The 21,619-nt window shown below is 67.6% G+C and carries 19 protein-coding genes and 1 pseudogene; 10 read left to right on the top strand and 10 right to left on the bottom strand.

All coding sequences use genetic code 11. The features are described 5' to 3' along the window. The first annotated feature begins 9 nt into the window (after positions 1 to 9). The 5 genes from D7W82_RS12175 to D7W82_RS12155 are packed head-to-tail and all read left to right on the top strand — an operon-like array spanning position 10 to position 3,995. On the top strand, positions 10 to 1,302 hold the full coding sequence (locus D7W82_RS12175; RefSeq protein WP_120618501.1) for an AAA family ATPase: 1,293 nt from the start codon (positions 10 to 12) through the stop codon (positions 1,300 to 1,302). Positions 1,303 to 1,318: 16 nt separating this feature from the next. Then, on the top strand, positions 1,319 to 1,960 hold the full coding sequence (locus D7W82_RS12170; protein ID WP_199727730.1) for a hypothetical protein: 642 nt from the start codon (positions 1,319 to 1,321) through the stop codon (positions 1,958 to 1,960). Further along, positions 1,957 to 2,262 carry a hypothetical protein gene (locus tag D7W82_RS12165; RefSeq protein ID WP_120565323.1) on the top strand — a complete coding sequence of 102 codons (306 nt, stop codon included), beginning with the start codon at positions 1,957 to 1,959 and terminating at the stop codon, positions 2,260 to 2,262. Before D7W82_RS12170 ends, D7W82_RS12165 begins: the two co-directional genes overlap by 4 nt. Further along, the gene (locus D7W82_RS12160; RefSeq protein ID WP_120618500.1) at positions 2,259 to 2,684 is read left to right on the top strand and encodes a type II toxin-antitoxin system death-on-curing family toxin; all 426 of its coding nucleotides are present in this window, start codon (positions 2,259 to 2,261) and stop codon (positions 2,682 to 2,684) included. The genes D7W82_RS12165 and D7W82_RS12160 overlap by 4 nt, the downstream gene beginning before the upstream one ends. A gap of 21 nt (positions 2,685 to 2,705) precedes the next feature. Then, entirely contained in the window at positions 2,706 to 3,995 is a 1,290-nt protein-coding gene (locus D7W82_RS12155; protein ID WP_120618499.1) for a hypothetical protein, read from the top strand. A 4-nt stretch (positions 3,996 to 3,999) separates the two neighbouring features. Here the strand turns inward: D7W82_RS12155 and D7W82_RS12150 are convergent, their stop codons facing one another. Then, complete coding sequence (locus D7W82_RS12150; protein ID WP_120618498.1) at positions 4,000 to 4,629, bottom strand: LuxR C-terminal-related transcriptional regulator; 630 nt, start codon at positions 4,627 to 4,629, stop codon at positions 4,000 to 4,002. A gap of 135 nt (positions 4,630 to 4,764) precedes the next feature. Next, entirely contained in the window at positions 4,765 to 5,835 is a 1,071-nt protein-coding gene (locus D7W82_RS12145; protein WP_120618497.1) for a dipeptide epimerase, read from the bottom strand. 197 nt (positions 5,836 to 6,032) lie between these two features. On the opposite strand from D7W82_RS12145, the gene D7W82_RS12140 reads away from it, so the two are divergent. Continuing rightward, a complete protein-coding gene (locus tag D7W82_RS12140) occupies positions 6,033 to 8,018 on the top strand; it encodes a PAS domain-containing protein (protein WP_120618496.1) in 1,986 nt (661 codons plus the stop codon). A 22-nt stretch (positions 8,019 to 8,040) separates the two neighbouring features. Here the strand turns inward: D7W82_RS12140 and D7W82_RS12135 are convergent, their stop codons facing one another. The 3 genes from D7W82_RS12135 to D7W82_RS12125 all read right to left on the bottom strand — a co-directional run bounded on the left by D7W82_RS12135 (position 8,041) and on the right by D7W82_RS12125 (position 10,524). Continuing rightward, positions 8,041 to 8,736 carry a suppressor of fused domain protein gene (locus D7W82_RS12135; protein WP_120618495.1) on the bottom strand — a complete coding sequence of 232 codons (696 nt, stop codon included), beginning with the start codon at positions 8,734 to 8,736 and terminating at the stop codon, positions 8,041 to 8,043. A gap of 94 nt (positions 8,737 to 8,830) precedes the next feature. Continuing rightward, on the bottom strand, positions 8,831 to 10,030 hold the full coding sequence (locus D7W82_RS12130) for a GNAT family N-acetyltransferase (protein WP_120618494.1): 1,200 nt from the start codon (positions 10,028 to 10,030) through the stop codon (positions 8,831 to 8,833). A gap of 83 nt (positions 10,031 to 10,113) precedes the next feature. Then, on the bottom strand, positions 10,114 to 10,524 hold the full coding sequence (locus D7W82_RS12125) for a helix-turn-helix domain-containing protein (protein WP_120618493.1): 411 nt from the start codon (positions 10,522 to 10,524) through the stop codon (positions 10,114 to 10,116). Positions 10,525 to 10,632: 108 nt separating this feature from the next. Here D7W82_RS12125 and D7W82_RS12120 point away from each other — a divergent pair, with 108 nt between their 5' ends. After that, positions 10,633 to 11,490 (top strand): SDR family oxidoreductase, encoded by an 858-nt coding sequence (locus D7W82_RS12120; protein WP_120618492.1) that lies wholly within the window; start codon positions 10,633 to 10,635, stop codon positions 11,488 to 11,490. Positions 11,491 to 11,532: 42 nt separating this feature from the next. On the opposite strand, the gene D7W82_RS12115 is transcribed toward D7W82_RS12120, so the two are convergent. The 4 genes and pseudogenes from D7W82_RS12115 to D7W82_RS40045 form a co-directional block, all read right to left on the bottom strand. After that, on the bottom strand, positions 11,533 to 12,003 hold the full coding sequence (locus tag D7W82_RS12115; protein WP_120618491.1) for an NUDIX hydrolase: 471 nt from the start codon (positions 12,001 to 12,003) through the stop codon (positions 11,533 to 11,535). Beyond that, entirely contained in the window at positions 12,000 to 13,040 is a 1,041-nt protein-coding gene (locus tag D7W82_RS12110) for a DUF2380 domain-containing protein (RefSeq protein WP_233587439.1), read from the bottom strand. The genes D7W82_RS12115 and D7W82_RS12110 overlap by 4 nt, the downstream gene beginning before the upstream one ends. Positions 13,041 to 13,688: 648 nt before the next feature. Further along, positions 13,689 to 13,802: pseudogene (locus tag D7W82_RS42170) on the bottom strand (DUF6310 domain-containing protein); the annotation flags it as partial. Positions 13,803 to 13,928: 126 nt separating this feature from the next. Then, complete coding sequence (locus tag D7W82_RS40045; RefSeq protein ID WP_147439299.1) at positions 13,929 to 16,043, bottom strand: P-loop ATPase, Sll1717 family; 2,115 nt, start codon at positions 16,041 to 16,043, stop codon at positions 13,929 to 13,931. A 664-nt stretch (positions 16,044 to 16,707) separates the two neighbouring features. Here D7W82_RS40045 and D7W82_RS12105 point away from each other — a divergent pair. Next, positions 16,708 to 17,553: an SDR family oxidoreductase gene (locus tag D7W82_RS12105; RefSeq protein WP_120618489.1), complete on the top strand. Its 846-nt coding sequence runs from the start codon at positions 16,708 to 16,710 to the stop codon at positions 17,551 to 17,553. A gap of 67 nt (positions 17,554 to 17,620) precedes the next feature. Here the strand turns inward: D7W82_RS12105 and D7W82_RS12100 are convergent, their stop codons facing one another. Further along, positions 17,621 to 18,418: an acyl-CoA desaturase gene (locus D7W82_RS12100; protein WP_120618488.1), complete on the bottom strand. Its 798-nt coding sequence runs from the start codon at positions 18,416 to 18,418 to the stop codon at positions 17,621 to 17,623. 291 nt (positions 18,419 to 18,709) lie between these two features. Here D7W82_RS12100 and bioA point away from each other — a divergent pair, with 291 nt between their 5' ends. Together bioA and D7W82_RS12090 are read left to right on the top strand one after the other, a co-directional pair. Next, on the top strand, positions 18,710 to 20,041 hold the full coding sequence (gene bioA / locus D7W82_RS12095; protein ID WP_120618487.1) for an adenosylmethionine--8-amino-7-oxononanoate transaminase: 1,332 nt from the start codon (positions 18,710 to 18,712) through the stop codon (positions 20,039 to 20,041). Between the two features lie 126 nt (positions 20,042 to 20,167). Further along, on the top strand, positions 20,168 to 21,616 hold the full coding sequence (locus tag D7W82_RS12090; protein ID WP_120618486.1) for an FAD-binding oxidoreductase: 1,449 nt from the start codon (positions 20,168 to 20,170) through the stop codon (positions 21,614 to 21,616). Positions 21,617 to 21,619: the final 3 nt, after the last annotated feature.

Genomic DNA, 21,619 nt, shown 5'->3' with positions numbered 1-21,619 from the left:
TGTCGGCGCATGCTCCGAGAACTTCACCTTCAGGGGGTCGGCCCCGCGCCTCGCCTGGACGTCGAGTTCGCACCCCGGTTGAACGTCCTGACGGGCGACAACGGGTTGGGAAAGAGCTTCCTGCTCGACGTGGCGTGGTGGAGCCTGACCGGGACCTGGCCGGGTCTCCCCGCGTGGCCTCATCGCGGCGCGCGGCGGCGCCGGATTGACTGGACGCTGACGGGCAAGGCGCGGCGGGCATCGAACAAGACGAGCGACTTCGACCCGGAACGGCAGCTGTGGCCCTGGCCAGAAGGGCGCCCGAGCATGCCGGGCCTGACAGTCTATGCGCGCGTCGATGGAAGCTTCTCCGTCTGGGACCCCGCACGGAACTACTGGCACAAGACGTCGCGCGCGGATCCGGATGCGCCTCGCAGGCCGGACGCCTTCCACTTCTCGCCCCAGGACCTCTGGGATGGCCTGAAGTACGAGGGGACGACGGTCTGTAACGGGCTCGTCCGGGACTGGTTGACCTGGCAGCTGCAGGACGATGGTTCCGCGCAGTCACCCTTCCAGATGTTGAAGCGGGCACTGGAGCAGCTGTCCCCTCGCGACGAGCCCATCCGCCCAGGGCGGCCCATGCGGTTGGCCATCGAGGACGTCCAGAACTATCCGACCCTCGACATGCCGTACGGCACCATTCCGGTGGTGCATGCCTCCGCGGGAATGCGCCGCATCCTGGGCCTGGCCTACCTCGTCGTCTGGGCGTGGCATGAGCACCTCCAGGCCTCGGAGTTCCTCGGGCAGGCGCCGGATCCCCGATTCATCCTGCTGGTGGATGAGGTGGAGACCCACCTCCATCCGCTGTGGCAGCGCCGCATCGTCGGTTCGCTCATCCAGGTCATCGACGGCCTCGCGAGCGAGACGTCCGTCCAGACGTTCCTGACGACCCACTCCCCGTTGGTGCTGGCCTCCCTGGAGCCGTTCTTCGACGAGGCGCAGGACGCGCTCTTCCTCTTCCAGCTCGAAAAGGAGCAGGTGCGCCTGCGGCATCTCCCCTGGGCGAAACAGGGGGATGCGAATGACTGGCTGACGTCGCCTGTCATGGGGCTGGCCCAGGCGCGTGCCTGGGAGGCTGAACGCGCGGTGGAAGCCGCCGAGGCCTACATGCGAGGCGAGCGCGAGGGTTTGGGCACGCTGAAGGAAATCGACGCCGAACTGCGACGCCTGCTCCCGGAGCAGGATCCGTTCTGGCCCCGGTGGGTCGTCGCTCGCGATGGAGGAGGCGGCCGTGATCCGGTGCGTTCCAGGAAGCGAGCCTGAGGACTTCGACTCGAGGGTGAGAACGCCCGGGCGCGGGTGGCTGCGCCGCAATCCGGAGTCCCCCAGCCGGCCGCCTGCGTACTGGCGGCGTTGCAATGCTCAACTCGCGGAGGCCTTCTTCGAGCGCTGTGCCTACACCGCGATGTATCTGGGCGCGCCAGGGACCGTCGATCACTTCGTCTCCATCGATGAAGATCGGCGGCTCGCCTACGAATGGACCAATTTCCGGTACTCCGCCGGATGGCTCAACAGCCGCAAGCAGGCGCTTGTCTCCGCGCGCCTGATGGATCCATTCGAAATCGAGGATGGTTGGTTCGCGCTCCTACTCCCATCGCTTCAACTCCAGGTCACGGAACGCTGCCCGCCGCAACTGCGAGAGCGGGCGGTTGAGACGTTGCGCCTCCTGGGGCTGGACCACGATGAGCGGGTGGTCCGGTATCGGAGGCAGTGGCTGGAGCAGTACGAGCGGCGGCGTGTGACGCTGGACTATCTGGAGGACAAGGCTCCGCTCGTGGCCCGCGCGGTGCGTGAGTGGGAGTCGCGCGAAGGCCGGCAGTGGTCCGCGGGCAGCAGCCAGATGGACCTGGCTCGTGCGGAAGCGTCGCCTGCCCCGAGAAAGCGGGCGTCTCGGTCCGGGGTCAGAAAGAAGAAGTCATGATGCTGCCTCACCTGGAAGTGATTCACGGCACTGTCGAGGGGATTGACCCTGGCGTGTCGAACACGCCGACGATCCAGCTTGCCCCGCGGGAGGGCGCGACTCTCGCGGTGACCGCCACGGCGGAGCAGGTGGAGCAGGCCGCTCACCTGCGAGAGGTCTCCGCGATGGTCGTCATGGGACCCACCCCTCGGCTCGTCTGGATTCGCGAGCAGGGCGCCGACGTGCCGGTTCCAAGCGCGGAGGAGCGTGACGCGCACGCCCTGCGGAAGTGGAGTGAACTGCTGCGGAGGCTGGCCCAATGAGCGACGCGCAGCCGTATGACCGGTTCTGCGGCCTGACCCGGCTCCAGGAACTGCAAGCCAAGGGCATCGCCGCGCATGGCGGCAGGGTAGGGGTCCGTGATGCCCTGGGCCCTGGCGCGACCCTGGGGGCGGCCTGGACCGCGGAGGAGTACGGCGCTCCGCCGGAGGCGGTCCCGGGGCTGATGTTCGCCGTCTACCTGCTCTTCTACATCGCGACGAAGCAGGTCTTCGTGGACGGGAACAAGCGCATCTCCTGGCTCGCCATGTGCGAGGCCCTGGCGTGCATGGGCCTGGAGGTGGACGCCACGATGGATGAGGCGGAGGCGCTGGTGATGGCCATCTCCGACAACCGCATCAAGGACGTCGAGCCGGTGTTCCTCTGGGTCGTCGAACATCTGCGCGAGCTTCGCGTCGGCGCTTGAGGTCGGCATAGGCTGTGGGGCATGGCATCCCTTCGTGGCTGTTGCTCCCTGCTGGTCCTGGGCCTGCTCCTCACCAGCACGGCCTGCCGGCGTTCCGCGGAGGAACAGGAGGCCATCCAGAAGCGAATCGACGCGCGGGTCCATGTGGCAGCGAACCAGGTCTGGGAGGGACAGCGGGCCCAGGCCCAGACGGAGCTCGCCGCCATCCTGAAGGAGGCGCCCCAGCATCCCGGAGCGCTGATGGTCCAGACCTGTCTGCAGTTGGAGCAGGGCGCCGAGGATGAAGCGGCCCGGACCGCGATCCGCCTCCGTGAGATGGCCCCCGACAAAGCGGACGCCATCATGCTCATGGCGCTCGTCGAGCAGCGGCGCCGGACGCCCAAGCCCGGGTGGACCGAGGCGTTGATCGAAGCGTGGAAGAGCGCGGGCCGCCCCTCTCTCCGGGACACCAGCCGGTATCCGGAGGTCGCCATCGATGCGAAGAATGCCGTCTCCGACGTGTGGAAGCGGACTGAGTCCGTGGAGTCGCGCCTCGTCGCCGTCCTGGCGGACCACAAGGCCTCGGAGGTCCAGCAGCGGTGGCTCGTGGAGCACCTCTCCGAGCTGGAGGACCCGCACCTGCTGCTCTCCGCCCACGAGTACTTCAGTTACGCTGACGGCCTGTCCGCGGACCTGCGGCGGCAAGCGCGCGAGACAGTGCGGCTCAAGCTCGAGGCGCACGGCGCTGGGGCGAACGAGTCCCGCATCCCGCTGCTCTTGTTGATGGGGGAGGCCTCTGAGGAGACGCCGCTCACCCACGAAGACATCGTGGCGCTGGATCGCATCGCCAGCTTGAAGCACTACCGGAACGCCCCGCTGTCCCAGCGGTATGTGGATGCGGAGCGGCGCCTGGAGGCCGCGGGCGCTTCTTCGCGATTCGACAAGGCCTTCATGGTGGCGGTCGCGAACCTGGTCCTGGGCCCCGCGTCGGTGCTCACGAAACGGGCCGCGGCGACGAAGGACCGGCTCGCCCCGGAGGACCAGGACCGGCTGGGGAAGGCGTTGCTCACGTTGGGAGCGCGCATCCAGCCGGGGAACACGTTGGTGGAGCGCAGCGTGGGATTGCGCATGATGGAGCAGGGCGCGGTCCTGGTGGGGAACGAGGTGATGCGCGCCCAGGTGGCCGAGGGCTATGAGTCGATTCGTCAGGTCATTCAATCCTCCCGGCAGGTGCAGATTGAGAACTGGCCCCTGCCCACGCTCCAGCGCGAGTGGGCAAGGGCCCTGGTCCAGGACGAATGGGCCTTCTTGAGCAACCTCGTCGCACCCTGAGCGATTAGAGCGTCACCAGCCCCATCCGCGCCGCGCGCACCACGGCCTCCGTGCGGCGCTGCACGCCCAGCTTGGCCAGCACCGCGTTCACGTGGAACTTGGCGGTGTGCTCGCTGATGGCGAGCCGGTCCGCGATGGCCTTGTTCGACAGGCCCTCCGCCAGGAGCCCCAGCACCTCGCGCTCGCGCGGCGTCAGCGTGTCCGGGCCCGGGGCTCCCGTGGGCGACGTGCTCCTGGGCGCGGCGCGCACGTGGGACAGGCCCGGCTCGAACACCGTGAGGCCTCGGGCGACCGCGTGCAGCCCAGCCCCCAGCATCCCCGGCGCCACGTCGCGGAACAGCAGGCCCTTTGCCCCTGCGCCCAGCGCCAGCTCCCCCGCTGCCTCGTCCGCCACCAGCGCCAGCACCGGCGCGCCCAGGTCCGGCGCCGCGCCTTCCTCCAGCCGCAGGCCCGTGTCCCAGAGCACCACGTCGGGCGGCTCGCCCCGCGCAGCCTCCAGCTCCTCCTGTGTGCCCGCCGCCACCACCGTCCAGGTCTCCGCCTGGTCGCTCAGCGCCCGTGCGAGCGCACCCCGGGCCAGGGGGTCCTCCGACACGAGCGCGAGCCTGGGCGATGACGAGGGCGCATCCAACATGAGCCCCTCATCCCTAACCGCGCCCGCCGCGTTCGCCACACCGCACGGCGCCAGGACGCCTTTGCTTCCCTCTGGGCCGCGCCCCTGTGAAGAATCGTGAAGTCCTCCCGCCTCCCAGGTGAAGGGCTGAAGCCTTCAGCGCAGCGTGACGCCGTGCCCCAGCGCGTCCGGGTCCAGGGTCAGCCGCCCGCCCGCGTACTGACCGCCGCCCTGGAACGGGTGGTTCGCGATGAACAGCGGCGTGTCCAGGTCCGCGTAGGTGAAGCCGCCCAGGCCCGCCGCCAGGTGCGCGGACGCGGTCATCGCGAGCACGCTCTCCACCATCCCGCCCACCATCAGCTCCAGCCCCGCCGCGCGGGCCAGGCTCCACATCGTCACCGCGTCCACCATCCCGCACTTCATCGTCTTGATGTTGATGCCGTGGCACGCGTTCTCACGGATGAGCCGCAGCACGTCCTTCACCGAGCGCGCCGACTCGTCCGCGCACACCGAGACCCGCGAGCGGTGCGTCACCTCCGCGAGCCCCGCGACGTCGGCCACCGGCTGCTCGAACAGCGACAGCGGCACCCCCGCGCGCTCCAGCTCCTTGAGGAACGCCAGCGCCTCCGCCACGTCATAGCCCCCGTTCGCGTCCGCGATGAGCCGCGCCTTCGGGGCCTCCTGGTGGATGGCCACGAGCCGCGCCGCGTCCGCGTCCGGGTCCAGCGCGCCAACCTTCACCTTCACCGTGTCGATGCCCCGCCCCAGGATGGCCCGCGTCGACGCCACCGCGTGCGTCACGTCTCCGGCGGTGACCGTCATGTCGATGTCCAGCGACGTCCCCGCCCCGCCGAAGAAGGCGTACATCGGGATGCGGTGGTGCCGCGTGAGCGCGTCCAGGAGCGCGATCTCCACGCCGCACCGCGCGGCCGGCGCCAGCGTCAGCGCATCCCCCAGCGCCTCCGACGCCGGCCGCCACTCCTGGGCGTCCCGGCCCACGAGCAGCTCGCGCACCGGCTCCAGCGAAGCCAGCGTGCTGACCTGCGTCTCTCCGCTCACCGCCGTGAAGGGCGCCGCCTCGCCCAACCCCACGGTGCCGTCCGCGAGCGTCACGCGCACGAGCACGTTCTCCGCCGCCAGCTGCGCGCCGGTGGCGATGGCGAAGGGCTCCGTCAGGGACAGGTGCAGCGGTTCGAACGCGACGTGCGTGATGAGGGTAGGGCGCATGGGCAGGCACGAGTGTGGCCGACGTTCCGGTCCGGAGGGGAGTCTTTCCTCTCCTTCCGGCTTTCACTCTCATGCGTCTGTAATTCGAGAAGGTTAAGAAAGATACGAAGACTGGGGCTGGCTTGAGCCGCCGTGCGATTCGTGGCGACATGCGGGCTTCCCGGGGGTTGGGCGGTGCCTGGGCCGCGAGGAGCCGGATGTCCGCGACCGACATGACCGTGGCCCTGCCGCTCCCGGATGCGTTCCTGGCCGCGTTGGAGGAGGCCGAGCGCGAACACCCCGAGGCGTGCATGGTGCTGCGCGCCGTGCGCTCGCCGGGCGGGGCCATCCTGGACTTCGAGTGGCTGTGGGCGAACCCCGCCGCGGCGCGCGCGCTGGGCCGGGGGCCGGAGTACCTGCGGGGCCGGCGCCTGGGAGAGATGGCCTCGAAGGGGGGCATCGCCGGCCGCCTGGACCTCCTGCGCCAGGTGGTGGAGTCCGGCCGGCCGCACGCGGACCACTTCACCGAAGGGGAGGTTCTGCTGCAGGGCACGGCGGTGCCGCTGCGGGACGGGGTGCTGTTGCGCCTCCGTGACATCACCAGCGCCCAGCGGGTGGAGGAGGGGCTGCGCGAGACGCTGGACTGGGTGCGCGACGTGCTGGAGAGCATGCCGGACGCCTTCTTCACCGTGGACACGGACTGGCGCCTCACCTACGTGAACCGCAACGCCGCCGCGCTCACCGGCCGCCCTCAAGAGGAGCTCTTCCGCCGCGTGCTGTGGGAGGCGTGCCCGGAGCTGTGCGGCACCCCGTTCGAGCGCACGATGCGCGAGGTGGCCGCCGAGGAGAGCTACCGCCTCTTCGAGCTGCGCACCGGCAGGGACCGCTGGCACGAGGTGCACGCCTGGTCCAGCGGCCGCAACATCTCCACCTACGCGCGCGACATCACGGACAAGAAGCGCGTGCAGGCGGAGCGCGACGCGCTGCTCGCCCGCGAGCACTCCGGCCGCCTGGAGGCGGAGGCCCTGGCCCAGCGCCGCACGCACGAGCTGATGGCCGCGCGCGAGCGGCTGGTGCAGTCGGAGAAGCTGGCCATGGCGGGCCAGCTGGCCGCGGGCGTGGGCCACGAAATCAACAACCCCCTGTCCTACGTCGCCGGCAACCTCCAGTTCGCGGTGGAGCAGCTCACGCCGCTCGTCCGCCGCCCGGGGCTCCAGGACGCGGTGGGCGAGGCGCTGGAGGCGCTGCGCGAGGCGAAGGAGGGCGCGGAGCGCATCCGCGTCATCGTGCGCGACCTGCAGACCTTCGCCCGCGCGGACGAGCTGCGCCTGGGGCCCGTGGACGTGCACGCGGCGCTGGAGTTCGGCATCTCCATGGCGATGACCCACCTGCGCAGCCGCGCCCAGGTGGAGCGCCACTTCGGCCAGGTGCCGCCCGCGCTGGCGCACGAGGCGCGCCTGGGGCAGGTGTTCCTCCACCTGCTCATCAACGCCGCGCACGCCATCCCCTCCGGCGCCTTCGACCGGCACCGCGTGACGCTCACCACCCGCCGCGAGGGCGCGTGGGTGCTGGCGGAGGTGTCCGACACCGGCCTGGGCATGACGCCGGAGGTGCTCCAGCGCGCCTTCGAGCCGTTCTTCACCACGCGCCCCGTGGGGGAGGGCAGCGGCCTGGGGCTGTCCATCTGCCTGGGGCTCGTGCGCAGCATGCACGGCGAGCTGACGGCCACCAGCATCCCCGGCCTGGGCAGCACCTTCCAGGTGCGGCTGCCCGTCTCGGAGCCCGTCGTGTACCCGGGCCTCCCCGCGGGGCGCGCGGACGAGGGGCCTTGCCGCAAGCGCGTGCTGGTGGTGGACGACGAGCCGCAGCTCACCTCGGTGCTCCGGCGCATCCTCGGCCGGCAGCATGACGTGGTGGTGGCGCACAGCGGCCGGGAGGCGCTGGCGCTCCTGGAGCAGGACGACGCCTTCGACCGCGTCTTCTGCGACCTGATGATGGCGGACCTCACCGGCATGGACGTGCACGCGGAGCTGTCGCGGCGCCGGCCGGAGCTCCTGTCGCGCTTCGTGTTCATGACGGGCGGCAGCTTCACGGAGCGCGCCCGCGCCTTCCTCCAGGCCGTGCCGCTGCCGCGCATCGAGAAGCCCTTCGAGCCGGGCCTCCTGCACTCGCTGGTGGAGTCCTCGCCGCCGCGCACCTTCTAGCGCGGCGGCGGGAGTGGGGGCGCTACAGCTTCACCTCGTCGCGCTCCGGGCGCGTGATGTACGCGGTGGCGGGGTTCGCGGGGTCGGCCAGCCGCTTCAGCAGGCTGTCCATGCCGTTGGAGCGCGCGAAGGCCATCTCGTTCTTCGTCACGCCCACCAGCGTGAGCAGCTCCACCTGGCCGCTGGGCAGGGTGAAGTGGCTGGGGCGGTTGGCGTCCTTCACGAACACGAAGCCCGCGAGCTTCGTCTCACCGCCGGTGAGCGTGCCGTCCACCGGGTAGCGGTGCCCCATGGCGAACAGCCGCGCGCACACGAGGTTGTAGGCCATCATGTCCAGGAGGCGCAGCACCGGCCAGCGCTCCTCCTCGGGCGTGTGGATGACCATCTCGTAGCCCAGGCCGCTCCTGGCGTCGTCCGCCAGGTCCTCGCCGGGGGCCACCGTGAAGGGGTTGGACAGGCCGCTCGTGACGTAGGTCCAGTACGGGTGCTCCGGGCTGGGAGGCGCCACGCGCACGCCCATGGGCAGCCAGTTCGGATCCATCTCCGTTCCCTGGGCCAGCTCGCTCTCCAGCCACCCCTCCAGCACGCCGGTGCCCTCCAGGAGGTCTACCTCCTCACGGATGGCGCCGAACAGCTTGGGGTACTCCACCTCGTCGCGGTCCGCCCAGCAGTCTTCGTACCACTGGATGAAGTCTTCCTCTGTCTCCGGGACTTTCATGGGGGCGGACTCTAGAGGTTCACCCCGATTTCACAACTTGAACCGAGCGCGGATGCCCACCGGCCGGTGGGCTGGCGGACAGACGTTCAGGTTTTCAGGTGCCGGTGGACCCGCTGGCTCCGGTTGACCCAGGGGGGCCCCACGGCTTGAGGCCGCAGATGCGCTCCGCCTCCTCCACGGCGGGTGCCAGCCGCGCGTGCTCCATGCGCAGGAAGCTCCGCACGGCCTTGTCCAGGCGCTTGTCGAAAATCAGGTGGGCGCTGTGCACGGCGGTGGGCTCGAAGCCGCGAGACACCTTGTGCTCGCCGCCCGCGCCGGGCTCGAAGACCTTGCGCCCTGAGCGGATGCAGTCGTCCACGGAGTGATACAGGCAGACGTTGAAGTGCAGGAAGGGGTGCTCCTCCGTGCAGCCCCAGTAGCGGCCGTAGAGCCGCTCCGGCGTGGCCAGGTTGAAGGCCCCGGCGATGACCTGCCCGTCCTTCACCGCCTCCACCATCTCCACCGCGTCGGGCAGGTCGCGGAAGACGCGCTCGAAGAAGCCCGGGGTGAGCTGCACCTGGCCCCAGGCGTGGCGCTCGCAGGTGGACGTGTAGAAGGTGTACGCGCGCTGGGCGTGCTCCGGCGTCAGGTCCGCGCCGCGCACGGTGCGCAGCTGGATGCCCTGCGTGGCCGCGGCGGCGCGCTCGCGCTTGAGCTGGTTGCGGCGCTTGGAGTCGAAGCGGGCCAGGTAGTCGTCGTAGCGCTGGTAGCCCGGGTTCTTCCAATGGAACTGGAGGGTAATCCGGCGCGCGAGCCCGGCCTCCTCCAGGAAGTCCGCCTCTTCATCCGTGGGGTAGAGCACGTGCACGCCGGAGCAGTCCTGGGCCTGGGCGGTCTCCACGGCGGCCTGGAGGAGCGCGCGGCGCAAGAGCGCGGCGTCTTCTCCGGGGGCGGTGAGGAAGCGCGGCACGGTGGCGGGGGACAGGGGGCCGCCCACGAGCAGCTTCGGGTAGTACTCCACGCCCAGCTGGGCGGCGGCGTTGGCCCAGCCGAAGTCGTAGATGTACTCGCCCATGCTGTGGAACTTGAGATAGGCGGGCGCGGCGGCGACCAGCTTCTTGCCCCGCCACAGCGTCAGGTGGTGCGGGGCCCAGCCGGTGTCCTCGGTGGCGCTGCCGCTCTCCTCCATGGCGGACAACCACGCGTGGCGCACGAAGGGGGGCGCGCCGTCGGCGACCAGGGCATCCCATTGGGTGGCCGGGACATCGCGGATGGCATCGAGAATGCGGACCTTGAGCGGGGTGTCGGCGGGCACGGGAGCAGTCTTAACGCGGGCCTGTCCCCTTCGCTCCCGTTCGTCCCGCTGGAGGGCACCCGGGCGAGCGGGCCCGGGGCCGCTCAGGAGGCCTTCTTGCGGACCGGGGCCCTGGTGCGGGCGGACATCACGCGGGCCACGTTGTCCTCGATCCAGGTGGTCAGCGCCTCCACGTGGACGGCCACCTCCTCGCCCAGGGGCGTGAGGCTGTAGTCCACATGGGGGGGAATCACGGGGTGGGCCTCCCGGTGCACGAAGCCGTCCTGCTCCAGGGCCTGGAGTGTCTGGGCGAGCATCTTCTCGCTGACCCCGCCCACCTTGCGGCGCAGCTCGCTGAAGCGGTGGGTGCCCTCCTCCTTGAGCGCGACGAGCACCAGCACGCCCCACTGGCTGGTGACGTGCTCCAGGACGCCGCGCGAGGGACACGCCGCCGCGTACAGGTCCCCGCGCTGCTTCACCTTCTCCAGCAATGGACTGCCCTTGCCTGCCTTCATGATGGGACACTTACCACGAGGTGCGTACTTACGAAAAGTGAGTACCCCCGTTACGGTAAGCCCCAGTTCGATTTCGCGCCTGGAGCGCGGGAAGGAAAGGGCGAAGCCATGTTCGTGGTCACGGGAGCCTCGGGGAAGCTGGGCCAGTTCGTCGTGGAGGGGTTGCTGAAGAAGGTGCCGGCGGACCAGGTGGCGGTGGCGGTGCGCAACCCGGACAAGGCGAAGGCCTGGGCCGCGCGCGGCGTGCAGGTGCGCCAGGTGGACTACGACCGCCCGGAGACGCTGAGCGGGGCGTTCGGGAAGGGAGACACGGTGCTGCTCATCTCCGCGAACGAGGTGGGGAAGCGCTTCCCGCAGCACTCGGCGGTGATTGAGGCGGCGAAGAGGGCGGGCGTGAAGCTGCTGGCCTACACGAGCATCCTGTTCGCGGACAGGAGCGGCCTGTCGCTGGCGGGGGAGCACAAGGCGACGGAGGAGGCCATCCGCGCGTCAGGCCTCCCGTACGTGTTCCTGCGCAACGGCTGGTACGTGGAGAACTACACGGAGCACGTGGGGCCGGCGCTCCAGTACGGCGTGGTGCAGGGCAGCGCGAAGGAGGGCCGGGTGGCCACGGCGACGCGTCAGGAGTACGCGGACGCGGCGGTGGCGGTGCTGACGGGCACGGGCCACGAGAACCAGGTGTACGAGCTGGCGGGGGACGCGAGCTTCACGCTGCCGGAGTACGTGGCGGAGCTGTCGCGCCAGTCTGGCAAGCCGGTGAAGTACGTGGACCTGCCGGTGGCGGAGTTCTCCGCGGCGCTCCAGCAGGTGGGCGTGCCCAAGCCCTTCGCGGACACGCTGGCGGACGCGGACGCGGGCCTGTCGCGCGGGGAGCTGAATGACACGAGCCGCACGCTGAGCCGGCTGATTGGCCGGCCCACGGCGCCGTTTGGGAGCGCGATTGGCGCGGCGCTGAAGCAGGGCTGAGTTCCGGGTGGCGCCTCCTGGCCCACGAGGTCACCTCGCGGGTCAGGCTTCTTCGTCAGGGAGGAGCGTGCGGAGAAGTTCGTCGTCAGGTCCGAGCGGTTGCCAGCCGGGCGGTGGCGGATTGGCACGGAGTGAAGCTCTCGCCTGCCTTACACGCGCCTCATGCGTTTCGGGGGTGTAGCTACTCCAACGGGCGAGCACTTGGGCAACACCGAATCGGTTTGTGTCGTCCAGCACGGATGGCCATCCATTTGGAAGATGCTGGAACAATTCGCGCACGAACTGCCCTCGAACCAGGCGTGTCACCTGCTTGCGCTGCTCCGCCTCCGCCACCAACCCGCTGAACACCTGCACCCCGGCGACATCGTCCGCACCAAGCTCCTCGGCCAAAGCCACCAGTGAGGCGGTAGGACGTGCTTCGGCAAAGGCTGTCAGCGAGTCGTAGCCGCGTTCGCGGACGCGCTCGTATAGGCGAACCTTCCAGTTCCCCTGCCACGAACGTCCGTCGGTCATCGCCTCCTCCCGGAGATGAAGTTCATCGGGATGTCGTACTCCTTCAGATATCCCGCGACGAGTTTCAAGATCTCGCTCCGTGTCAGCCTCTGGCCATTTTCGGCCTCCGTGTCGCGTAGTACCTTCATGAGCATCCGGTTCCATTCTCCGGGCCATGTTCGCCCCAGTCGCCAGTTGCCACCTCCGTGGATGGCCTCGTGGTGGGCCTGCTCCAGTCGGACGCAGAAGTGGTCGATGTCCATGTCGCCCTTGAAGCCGCGCTGCTCGAACCACTCGCGGTGCTCTTGCGGAAGCACGTGGTGCTTGGGCGCATCCGACATGCCCGCCCCTGCCCTGCCCGTCACCTGCATGCCGCGAACCTCGGGACTGTTTCCCAATGCCTCACGCACGCCCTTGGGCAGGCCCTGGTGCGCCTGGGCCATCGTGACCTGTCCGCCTTGAATCAGGACAGCCGCGCCGACGGCGGGAACGGAGATGACGCCCGCCTGCACGAGCCTTCGCATCATCTCCACCCACTCGGCGGAGACCACCATCCGCGAGCCCGTCATGACTCCACCCGAACTCATCACGAGTCCCACGCCCAGCGTCACAGGGGCCGAGGGCGGCACGCGTGGCATGGCCATCTTCATCGTGGAGATCATCGTGACCATCTCCACCGCCTGCATCGCCGCCATGACCTGCCCGCCAAACTTCAGGGTCTCGCGGGTTTCTCGCTGGAGCGTGTCGAACTCGCGCGTCAGCTTTCCCATCAACTCGGGCATCGCGGTCGTCGCCGCCTCCACCCGCTCCGGGTCCAGTGAGGAGAGGTCCTTGAGCGTGGGCTCCATCAACCCCTGCACGCGATGCAGGTCCACGAAGAGCTTCTCGGCGCTGCACATGGGGCAGTTTCGAAGTACGGCGTCTCCGAGGTGCAGGAAGTCCACCCAGGCGGCCAGCAGGAGCGTTCCGAACTGCGCCGCCTGGAGCTTCGGCCCCGTCATGCGCAAGAGTCCCAACTCCATGTCCGTGTCGCCGACTTCCGAGGCCGCGGTCGTCAACGCAGTGGCGCTCCCCAGCGCACCATGAAGCCACTTCACCTGCTTGGAGCCCTGGTCGAGGAAACGCGTGAAGATGTCGCCAGTCAGGCCCCATCCCCCGAGGTCAGGAGGACGGGCCGCCAGTTTGGAGAACGCGGCTTCGATACCCTTCAGAGTTCCCTTCACCTCGTCCGTGGCGCCGCGAACTGCCTGACGCGTCGATGCTGCGCTCCGGGCCTCGCCCCCTGCGACTGCCTCCCTGCTGCTGTCTCCCACGGCTGTCACGTCGTCACGCGGCTGCTGGCGGCGCAGGAGCCGTTGCTCGGATCCGGAGAAGGCGCGCGGGAGAAAGTCCCGAGCGTGCGGGGGCTCATCGCTTGGAGTTTCCACCCGTGCGGGTGAAGAAGCCTCACGCGGCGCGTAGCTCAAGCTTCGACCGCGCCCAGGCGCTTGCGACACGGAGACGCATCCCGTGGTCAGCAGCACCAGCGACAGCAGCAGGGTGTCAGCGCGCATGGTCCACTCCCAGGCCCACCGAGGCGAACGCACCCGGGCGCAGCGTTCCTTCCGGCGTGGGGAACAGCAGCGTGCGGCCATCGTTACCTGTGAGTACGGATGTATAGACAGCAAGGGGGCGACTTTGAGCGGTCGTCGTTCGCATTCCGTGACGATGATCGTGAGTCTGGGTTCCCGTTGAAGGAGCGCAGCTTTATGCGCGGCACTACTCATTCTAATGATAAAGCGATATCCACAATCCGCAGCAATGTCTCGCTCTTGCCGAATCTTCGGGCGTTGGACGATCTGGGATGCGGCTGTCCAGCCCGTGTTCTCGAGCCATGCAGGTCTCGATACAAGTAAGTTTGCTCGGACTCTTGCGACTCTTGTTAGTGGCGCATTCTCCGTGGCATTCTATTCGTTGCGAGCTGACTTCTGGCTTATGTATCCTCTTTCGTACTTGTCGAGTCGTTCGTTTAGGATCTTTTGCACGGCGTCCTCGCGCTTCTCCTCACCTGCTCTCATTTTCCGGATCGCGCGCTGCAGTAGGATCGCCGGAATGAGCAGAATCATCTTCTGATGAAGATCCCAGCCTTCTTTGATTAGTGCGCGCTCTTTATTTGAAATCTGCTTGTCCTGGCTGGAGCGCGTCACCATTATGAGAAGACGCCCATACGGTCCGCTGAGATAGCCCCAAGCTTGACGGAACTCTGTGCCACTCATTTCTTCGAAATTTTTGCATTCGAAGATAATCTGACTCACGCCGTAGAAGCGAGCGACCCGTCCCCAGAAGCCTTTTTCAGTCGTGATAGAGCCGACTACGTCACGTCGCTGAACGGTCTCTTTGTTTGGGTGGAGTTCAATGTTTCCGAGATCCTTCGCGAATAAATACTGAGCAGTCTTGTGGACCCATTTCTCAAACGAGTGGGCACCCTCGTTGCCGAGAGGAATTCGCACAAGCTCATCTGCAATCTGCCCGAGCCGTCGAAGCCGATCTTCCTGCATCGCCACGATTGCTGGTTTGCCTTTTGCGACATCGTCCTCGTCGTCGAGGCGGATGAGGACTTCTTCCTGTGGTAGGTCGGCTGTCAGATTCAAAGCTCGCCAGAAGCAGGGGTGAATAACCGCCACTTGTGTATCGGAAACCCCTTGTACGTCCATGTTTGAGCCGTCATGGCAAAACGTGACTGTGTCTCCGGGTTCGTCTTGAATGCCAAGAAAACCGACGCTGTAGAGTGCATTTAGTGCATCTGCGCCTGTTGCCAGGAGCGCAAAATCTCTGGCGATGACTCCTGTGCTTACTCCGGTGTCGACGACATCTTGGAGTGTCTTTTTGACGGCGGAGAAGGTCTGCTTTGCGAGCCCGCCTCTGAAGCTTTCGGCAAACATGCGCATGCCGGGAAGAACGTCTTGGTATTCTTTGTACAGGTCGTGAAGGCGTTGCTCGGAAATTGCCGTCGCGGCTTTCTGGATGTCGTCGTCGATGATGGAGTCTCGCTCGGCCAAGACCGCTGCTTGGTGAGCTGAGTTTAGGAGGCTGATGAGGTCACGCGGGCGGTAGAGTGTTAGTTTTAGGCAGCGACGAAAGCCATCCATGCCTTCTAATTCGCCCTTTGCGAACTGGCTCCAGATGCGAGTGTCGTTTTCTTGGCTCCATTTGAATGCAGTCCGCAGACGCAATGTTACACAGCTCAGGAGTGAACGCTCTTCCCAGTGAAGGCGCAGGGTGCTTCCTTCGATATTTCGACTGAAATCCGGATCTAGCTGGACCAAAGCCCTTAACATGTTGTCCCGGATAAATAGCAGACAGTGTAGTCCGTGAGCATCCTCTCGAAATTCGGCTGCTGCTCGGGCGAGTCCGCCGAGTATGCCCGTTGCCAATGGATTGGGCAGCCAGCCTTCATCTAGGCCGTCATATAGAAAAACAAGCCGTTTGCTGAGTGCGTTTTGGATGCCATCGATGATTGCGTCGGTGAGCCGCTTGAGTTTGAAGTGGTCGGAAATCTTCTCAAGTAGGGCGCGAGCGCTGACTCCCGGATTGGCGCGTTTGACGAGCCGGAGTGCTTCGAGGCTTCTTGCTAGGCCTTCGTGTTCGAATAGGGTTGGGTGTTTGTTTTTAAAGTCTACCAGTATGGTTCGGGTGTCGCCAAGTTTGTCGGCTTTGTAGTGCTTGAGGATGTGCTCAAGTGCGCTACTGAAAATTTGTACTTTCCAGGTGAGTCGCGTGATTGATCTGGCATCTTCATATTTGTCGGAAAGTTCTTTTAGTTCTTCTTGGAGGGCGGCGGTTTTCTCTTCGCTTGGTTTTTCTGTGATAAGAATGGCTTCGCCTGTTGCCTTCAGCGCTTCGGTGACCTTGTGAAAGAGAGCACTTTTTCCAGAGCCACGTCGGCCAACGACAAAGCGAAAGTCGGAGCCATGGATTAGCTCGAGGTAGTTTCGGGACTGGTAGAAGGCATTCTCAAGCATGTATTTGTCTGCTTCAGCGGTTGCTTCTCCGAGAACATTGCCTTTAGACGTCTTCGACACCTGAGCCACCTCCATAGTGAGGGAGGCGATATTAGCTCGCGTCTGGGGCTTTGTAGTCGTACCCCTCGCATGGGGTTTATGGAGAGTTGTCAAGTTCGGAAACCTTGGAAGATGAGGCATTATGGGTTGGTGTCGGTGGTGACCCGGGTGATAGAGACTTATTGCTCGTGGGAGCTGGCCAACCTGGTTCTCGGAGAAACCGGCTTTAGTGGGCTCTATGGAGCGCTCTATGAGCTGCCGCCGGTTAATGAAGGGCCAGTGCTCTTGGGGTCACAGGGAAAACAAGTTCCTGAGTCTTTGCTCCGCGACGGTAGTTGGGGATCGTTTCGAAGTGCGTGCTCTGCCTCTCGATGCTCGACTCACTACCGCTAGGAGCGTCCGTGCTTTGAGACTTCAGTCCAATGCCCGCCGCTTCTTCGAGGCCTTTGGCTCTGCTTGTCCCTGGCACAGTGCAGCTGTGACCCTTGCCTTCCTTGTTCATGCTCGTGTGTGAAGGCATGAAGTATGCCGCCAGCTCGTTGCGGTGCCTCTGCTGCCCTTACATGGAACTCTCTGTTGCAGTGACGGCTATCTAAGGTCCACGAAGTTGATCGAGGGAGGCTAGGCCTCATTGCGAGCTGTGGTGATTCGGTCGCTGCCAACTGGAGGAATGAGAGGAACTCCAATGATCGTCGTCACGGGAGCCACGGGCCGGTTGGGCCGTTTCGTCATCGAGGGCCTGTTGAAGAAGGTCCCCGCGAACCGGGTCGCGGTCGCGGTTCGCAATCCAGACAAGGCCGCAGAGTGGGCCTCGCGCGGCGTGCAGGTTCGCAAGGCGGACTACAGCCACCCGGAGACGTGGGACGGCGTGTTCTCCAGCGGAGACACGGTGCTGTTCATCTCCTCCAGCGAGGTGGGCCAGCGGCGCAAGCAACACCAGACCGTGGTGGACGCGGCGAAGAAGGCCGGCGTGAAGCTGCTGGCCTACACGAGCATCCTGCACGCGGACACGTCGCGGATGATTCTGGCCGGCGAGCACCTGTACACGGAGGAAGCGATCCGTGCGTCAGGGCTTCCGTTCGTGTTCCTGCGCCACAGCTGGTACCTGGAGAACTACACGGAGGCCGCGAAGCGGACGCTGGAGCAGGGCGTGCTTCGGGGCTGCGCGAAGGACGGCCGCGTCGCCCCCGCCACCCGCCAGGACTACGCGGACGCCGCCGTCGCGGTGCTCACCGGCACGGGCCACGAGAACCAGGTGTACGAACTCGCGGGAGACACCGGCTTCACGCTGGCGGAGTACGCGGCGGAGCTGTCACGCCAGTCCGGCAGGACGGTGACGTACCAGGACCTGCCACCGGCCGACTTCGCCGCCGCGCTCCAGCAGGCGGGCCTGCCCAAGGGCTACGCCGACGTGCTGGCGAACTCGGACGAGGGCATCTCCCGGGGTGACCTGAACGACACGAGCCGCACGCTGAGCCGCCTCATCGGCCACCCCACCACGGCCTTGGCCGAAGCACTCAAGCAGGGCTGAGAAACACCACGGGGGAGCAGTCCCTGACGGACGGCTCCCCCGCGTGACTTCAAGTCTGGGCCAAAACTCAGGCCGCCTGCGCTCCGGCGCCGCCCTGGCGGGCCACTTCACGCGGCTCCGGGTACACGGCGCGCTGGGGCGTGGTGATGCGGATGACGCCCAGCTTCGACAGCGCGCGCATCACCTGCCACGTGGGGTCGATTTCGAAGGCGCGCGCCGCGAAGTTCGGGCTGCTGCCGTACTTGTGGTGGTTGTTCTGGAACAGCTCACCCATGCACAGCACGTCCACCGGCAGCGTGTTGCGCGACTTGTCCGCGCCCTTGAAGTTCCGGTAGCCGTACTTGTGCCCGCACCAGTTCACGATGGCGCCGTGCACCGGCCCCATCACGAAGTGCACCGGCAACAGCAGGAACATCCAGGGCGACGTCGCGAACGTCGCGTAGAACGCCGTGTACAGCGCCACCCAGCCCAGCACCGCGAACCAGGACTGGCCCAGCGTCTCGTCCACGAGCTTCCACTCCGGATAGCCACCCTCGAAGCGCGGCTCTGGCTGGATCTTCCGCGTCAGGATGCCCGTGTAGCGCTCCTTCGTGTGCCACATCATCCGCATCACGTCCTTGAAGTAGTGCGGCGAGTGCGGGTCGTTCTCCGTGTCCGAGTACGCGTGGTGCTCGCGGTGCAGGATGGCGTAGGCGCGCGGTGACAGGTACGACGAGCCCTGCACCAGGTAGGTGAGCAGGTGCATCACCTTCTCCGTGCGCGGCCCCATGCTGTACATGCGGTGCGCCGCGTAACGGTGCTGGAAGAAGCTCTGGAAGAAGACGCAGAGCAGCCAGTGACTGATGAAGAAGATGATGATGGCCATGACTCTCCCGTGATGACAGACCCAGGGCTAACACCCCCCCTGTCACGGCAATGTCAGCGCTCCACACGTCACCGGCACCGGCCCGTCCCCACCGTCCCGTCCCGGACGCACGCCACTGAGCGTCCCATTCCTCCGCCTGTCCGCTGGTGGATAAGGCCCGGTGCGGCCACCCATTCGTCCCCGTCCCTCGTGTCGCACCGCGACGTTGCGGGCCGTCCCCGGGGAGGGCAGAAGGGCACGCGGCGCGTCACCCCGGGCTTCACTCCCCCTTCGCGCCCAGGAGCCTCCACCGTGGATCGGGCAACCCTCGTCGGACTGGACAAGCAGCACGTCTGGCACCCCTACACCGCCATGGAGCAGTACATCGCCAAGACGGACCCCCTGGTCATCGTCCGAGCGGAGGGCGTCTGGTTCCATGACGCGGACGGACGGCGCTACCTGGACGCCAACGGCTCGTGGTGGGTGTCCACCCTGGGACACCGCCACCCGCGCCTCGTGCACGCACTCACCGAACAGCTGGGCAGCCTGGCCCACGTCTCGCTCGCGGGCATCACGCACGGCCCCGCGGCCCGATTGGGAGCCGAGCTGACCGCGCTGGCCCCGGGCGCGGACCGGGCGGACGTGCCCTCGGAAGAGAAGCTGTCGCGCGTCTTCTATTCGGACAACGGCAGCACCGCGGTGGAGGTGGCCATCAAGATGGCCGCGCAGTACTGGGCGCAGAACGGCCGCCCCCGCCGCACCCGCTTCATCACGCTGACGGGCGCCTTCCACGGCGAGACGATTGGCTCCACCAGCGTGGGCGGCGTGCACGAGTTCCGGGACGTGTTCGGCCCGCTCCTCTTCGACGTGGTGCACGTGCCGTCCCCCGCCGAACCCGGCGGCCACGCGCGCGCCCTGGCACAGGTGAAGGCCGCGCTCGCGGCGGACCCGGACGGCATCGCCGGCGTCATCCTGGAGCCCGTCATCCAGGGCGCGGCGGGCATGTGGATGTCGTCGCCGGACTTCGTGCGCGAGGTGCGCGAGGCCACCCGCGCGGTGGACACCTTCCTCATCGCCGACGAGGTCTTCACCGGCATGGGCCGCACCGGCGCCCGCTTCGCGGTGGACCTGGCCGGCGTGGTGCCGGACCTGCTGTGCCTGGCCAAGGCGCTCAGCGGGGGCCTGCTGCCCTTCGCCGCCACGCTCGCGTCGGAGCGCATCTTCCAGGGGTTCCTGGGGGCGAAGGACCGGGCGCTGTATTACGGGCACTCGTACTGCGGCAACCCGCTGGGCGCGTGCGTGGCGCGCGAGGTGCTGGCCGTGTACCGCGACGAGGACGTGCTGGGGCAGGTGCAGCGCAAGGCGCCGCGCGTGAAGGCCGCCTTCGAGCGCATGGCCGCCACCCTCCCCGGGCTCGTGCGCCCGCGCGCGGTGGGCATGGTGGGCGCGGTGGACCTGGGCGGCGGAGGCTACTTCGCGGACAGCGGCTGGCGCGTCTACGAGGCCGCCCGCCGCCGCGGCCTGTACCTGCGCCCCATGGGCAACACCGTCTACATCGCGCCCGCGCTCAACATCCCGGACGCGGACCTGGACCTGCTGCTTCAGGGCGTGGAGGACAGCCTGCGCGAGGTGGCGGCGGGCTGAGCCGTCCCTCGCCACCGGCGCGTGCCGGGCAGCCCCCTCCCGCCCTCCGGTCCTGCGAGGCCGTCACCGTGCGCATCCGTTGAGTCAGGCGCCGTGCCGGTGCCGGCTCTTGAGGAGGGATCCGCCGTGACACTCGAAACCCACCGTCCGCAGACAGGCCCCGGCCTGCCCGCCGGGCTGACGCCGGACAGCGTGGAGCTGTTCCGGGCGCAGCTGCGCGGCGCGCTCATCCAGCCGGGCGACGCCGACTACGCGGAGGCGTGCCAGCTGTACAACGCGATGATCCACAAGCGCCCGGCCATGGTGGCCCGGTGCGCGGACGTGGCGGACGTCATCGCCGCGGTGGCCCTGGCCCGCGAGCGCAAGCTCCCCCTGGCCGTGCGCGGCGGCGGCCACAACGGCGGCGGATTGGGGCTGGTGGATGACGGACTGGTCATCGACCTGTCGCGCATGCGCGGCGTGCGCGTGGACCCCGAAGCCCGCACGGTGCGCGTCTCCGGCGGCGCCGTCTGGGGGGACGTGGACCACGCCACCCACGCCTTCGGGCTCGCGGTGCCCTCCGGCATCATCTCCACCACGGGCGTGGCCGGGCTCACGCTGGGCGGCGGCCTGGGGTACCTCACGCGCCGCTTCGGGCTCACCATCGACAACCTGCTCGCCGTGGACATGGTGCTCGCGGACGGCCGCTTCGTCACCGCGAACGCGGAGAAGCACCCGGACCTGTTCTGGGCGGTGCGCGGCGGAGGCGGCAACTTCGGCGTGGTGACGTCGTTCCTCTTCCGCGCCAACCCCGTGGACACCATCCTCGGCGGCCCCACGCTCTGGCCGCTGGACCGCGCGGCGGAGGTGATGCGCTGGTACCGCGAGTTCCTCCCCGCCGCGCCGGAGGACCTCAGCGGCTTCTTCGCCTTCCTCACCGTGCCGCCCGCGCCGCCCTTCCCGGAGGAGCTCCACCTCCAGAAGATGTGCGGTGTCGTGTGGTGCTACACGGGCGACCCCGCGCGCGCGGACGAGCTGTTCGCGCCCGTGCAGGCGCTCAAGCCCGCGCTGCACGGCGTGATGCCCATGCCCTTCCCCATGTTGCAGAGCGCCTTCGACGCGCTCTATCCACCGGGCCACCAGTGGTACTGGCGCGCGGACTTCGTGCGCGAGCTTCCGGACGCCGCCATCGAGCGACACGTGTCCTTCGCGGAGCGCCTGCCGTCCATGCAGTCCACCATGCACCTGTACCCCATCGACGGGGCGGCGCACCGGGTGGGCCCGCATGACACGGCCTTCCGTTTCCGCGACGCGCGCTGGTCGGAGGTCATCGTCGGGGTGGACCCGTCACCGGAGCGGGCGGCGGACATCTCCACCTGGGCGAAGGAGTACTGGAGCGCGCTGCACCCGTACTCGGCGGGCGGCGCCTACGTGAACTTCATGATGGAGGAGGGCCAGGAGCGCGTGCAGGCCACCTACGGCGACAACTACCCGCGCCTGGTGGCGGTGAAGCGGACCTACGACCCGGAGAACCTCTTCCACGTGAACCAGAACATCCTGCCCGGCCCGGTGAAGCCCCCGGGCGTCGCGCACTGAAGG

Source organism: Corallococcus sp. CA049B (genome assembly GCF_003611685.1).
GTDB lineage: Bacteria > Myxococcota > Myxococcia > Myxococcales > Myxococcaceae > Corallococcus > Corallococcus coralloides.
Note: the sequence above shows the minus strand (reverse complement) of the source record. Positions and strands in the feature narration are given on the sequence as shown.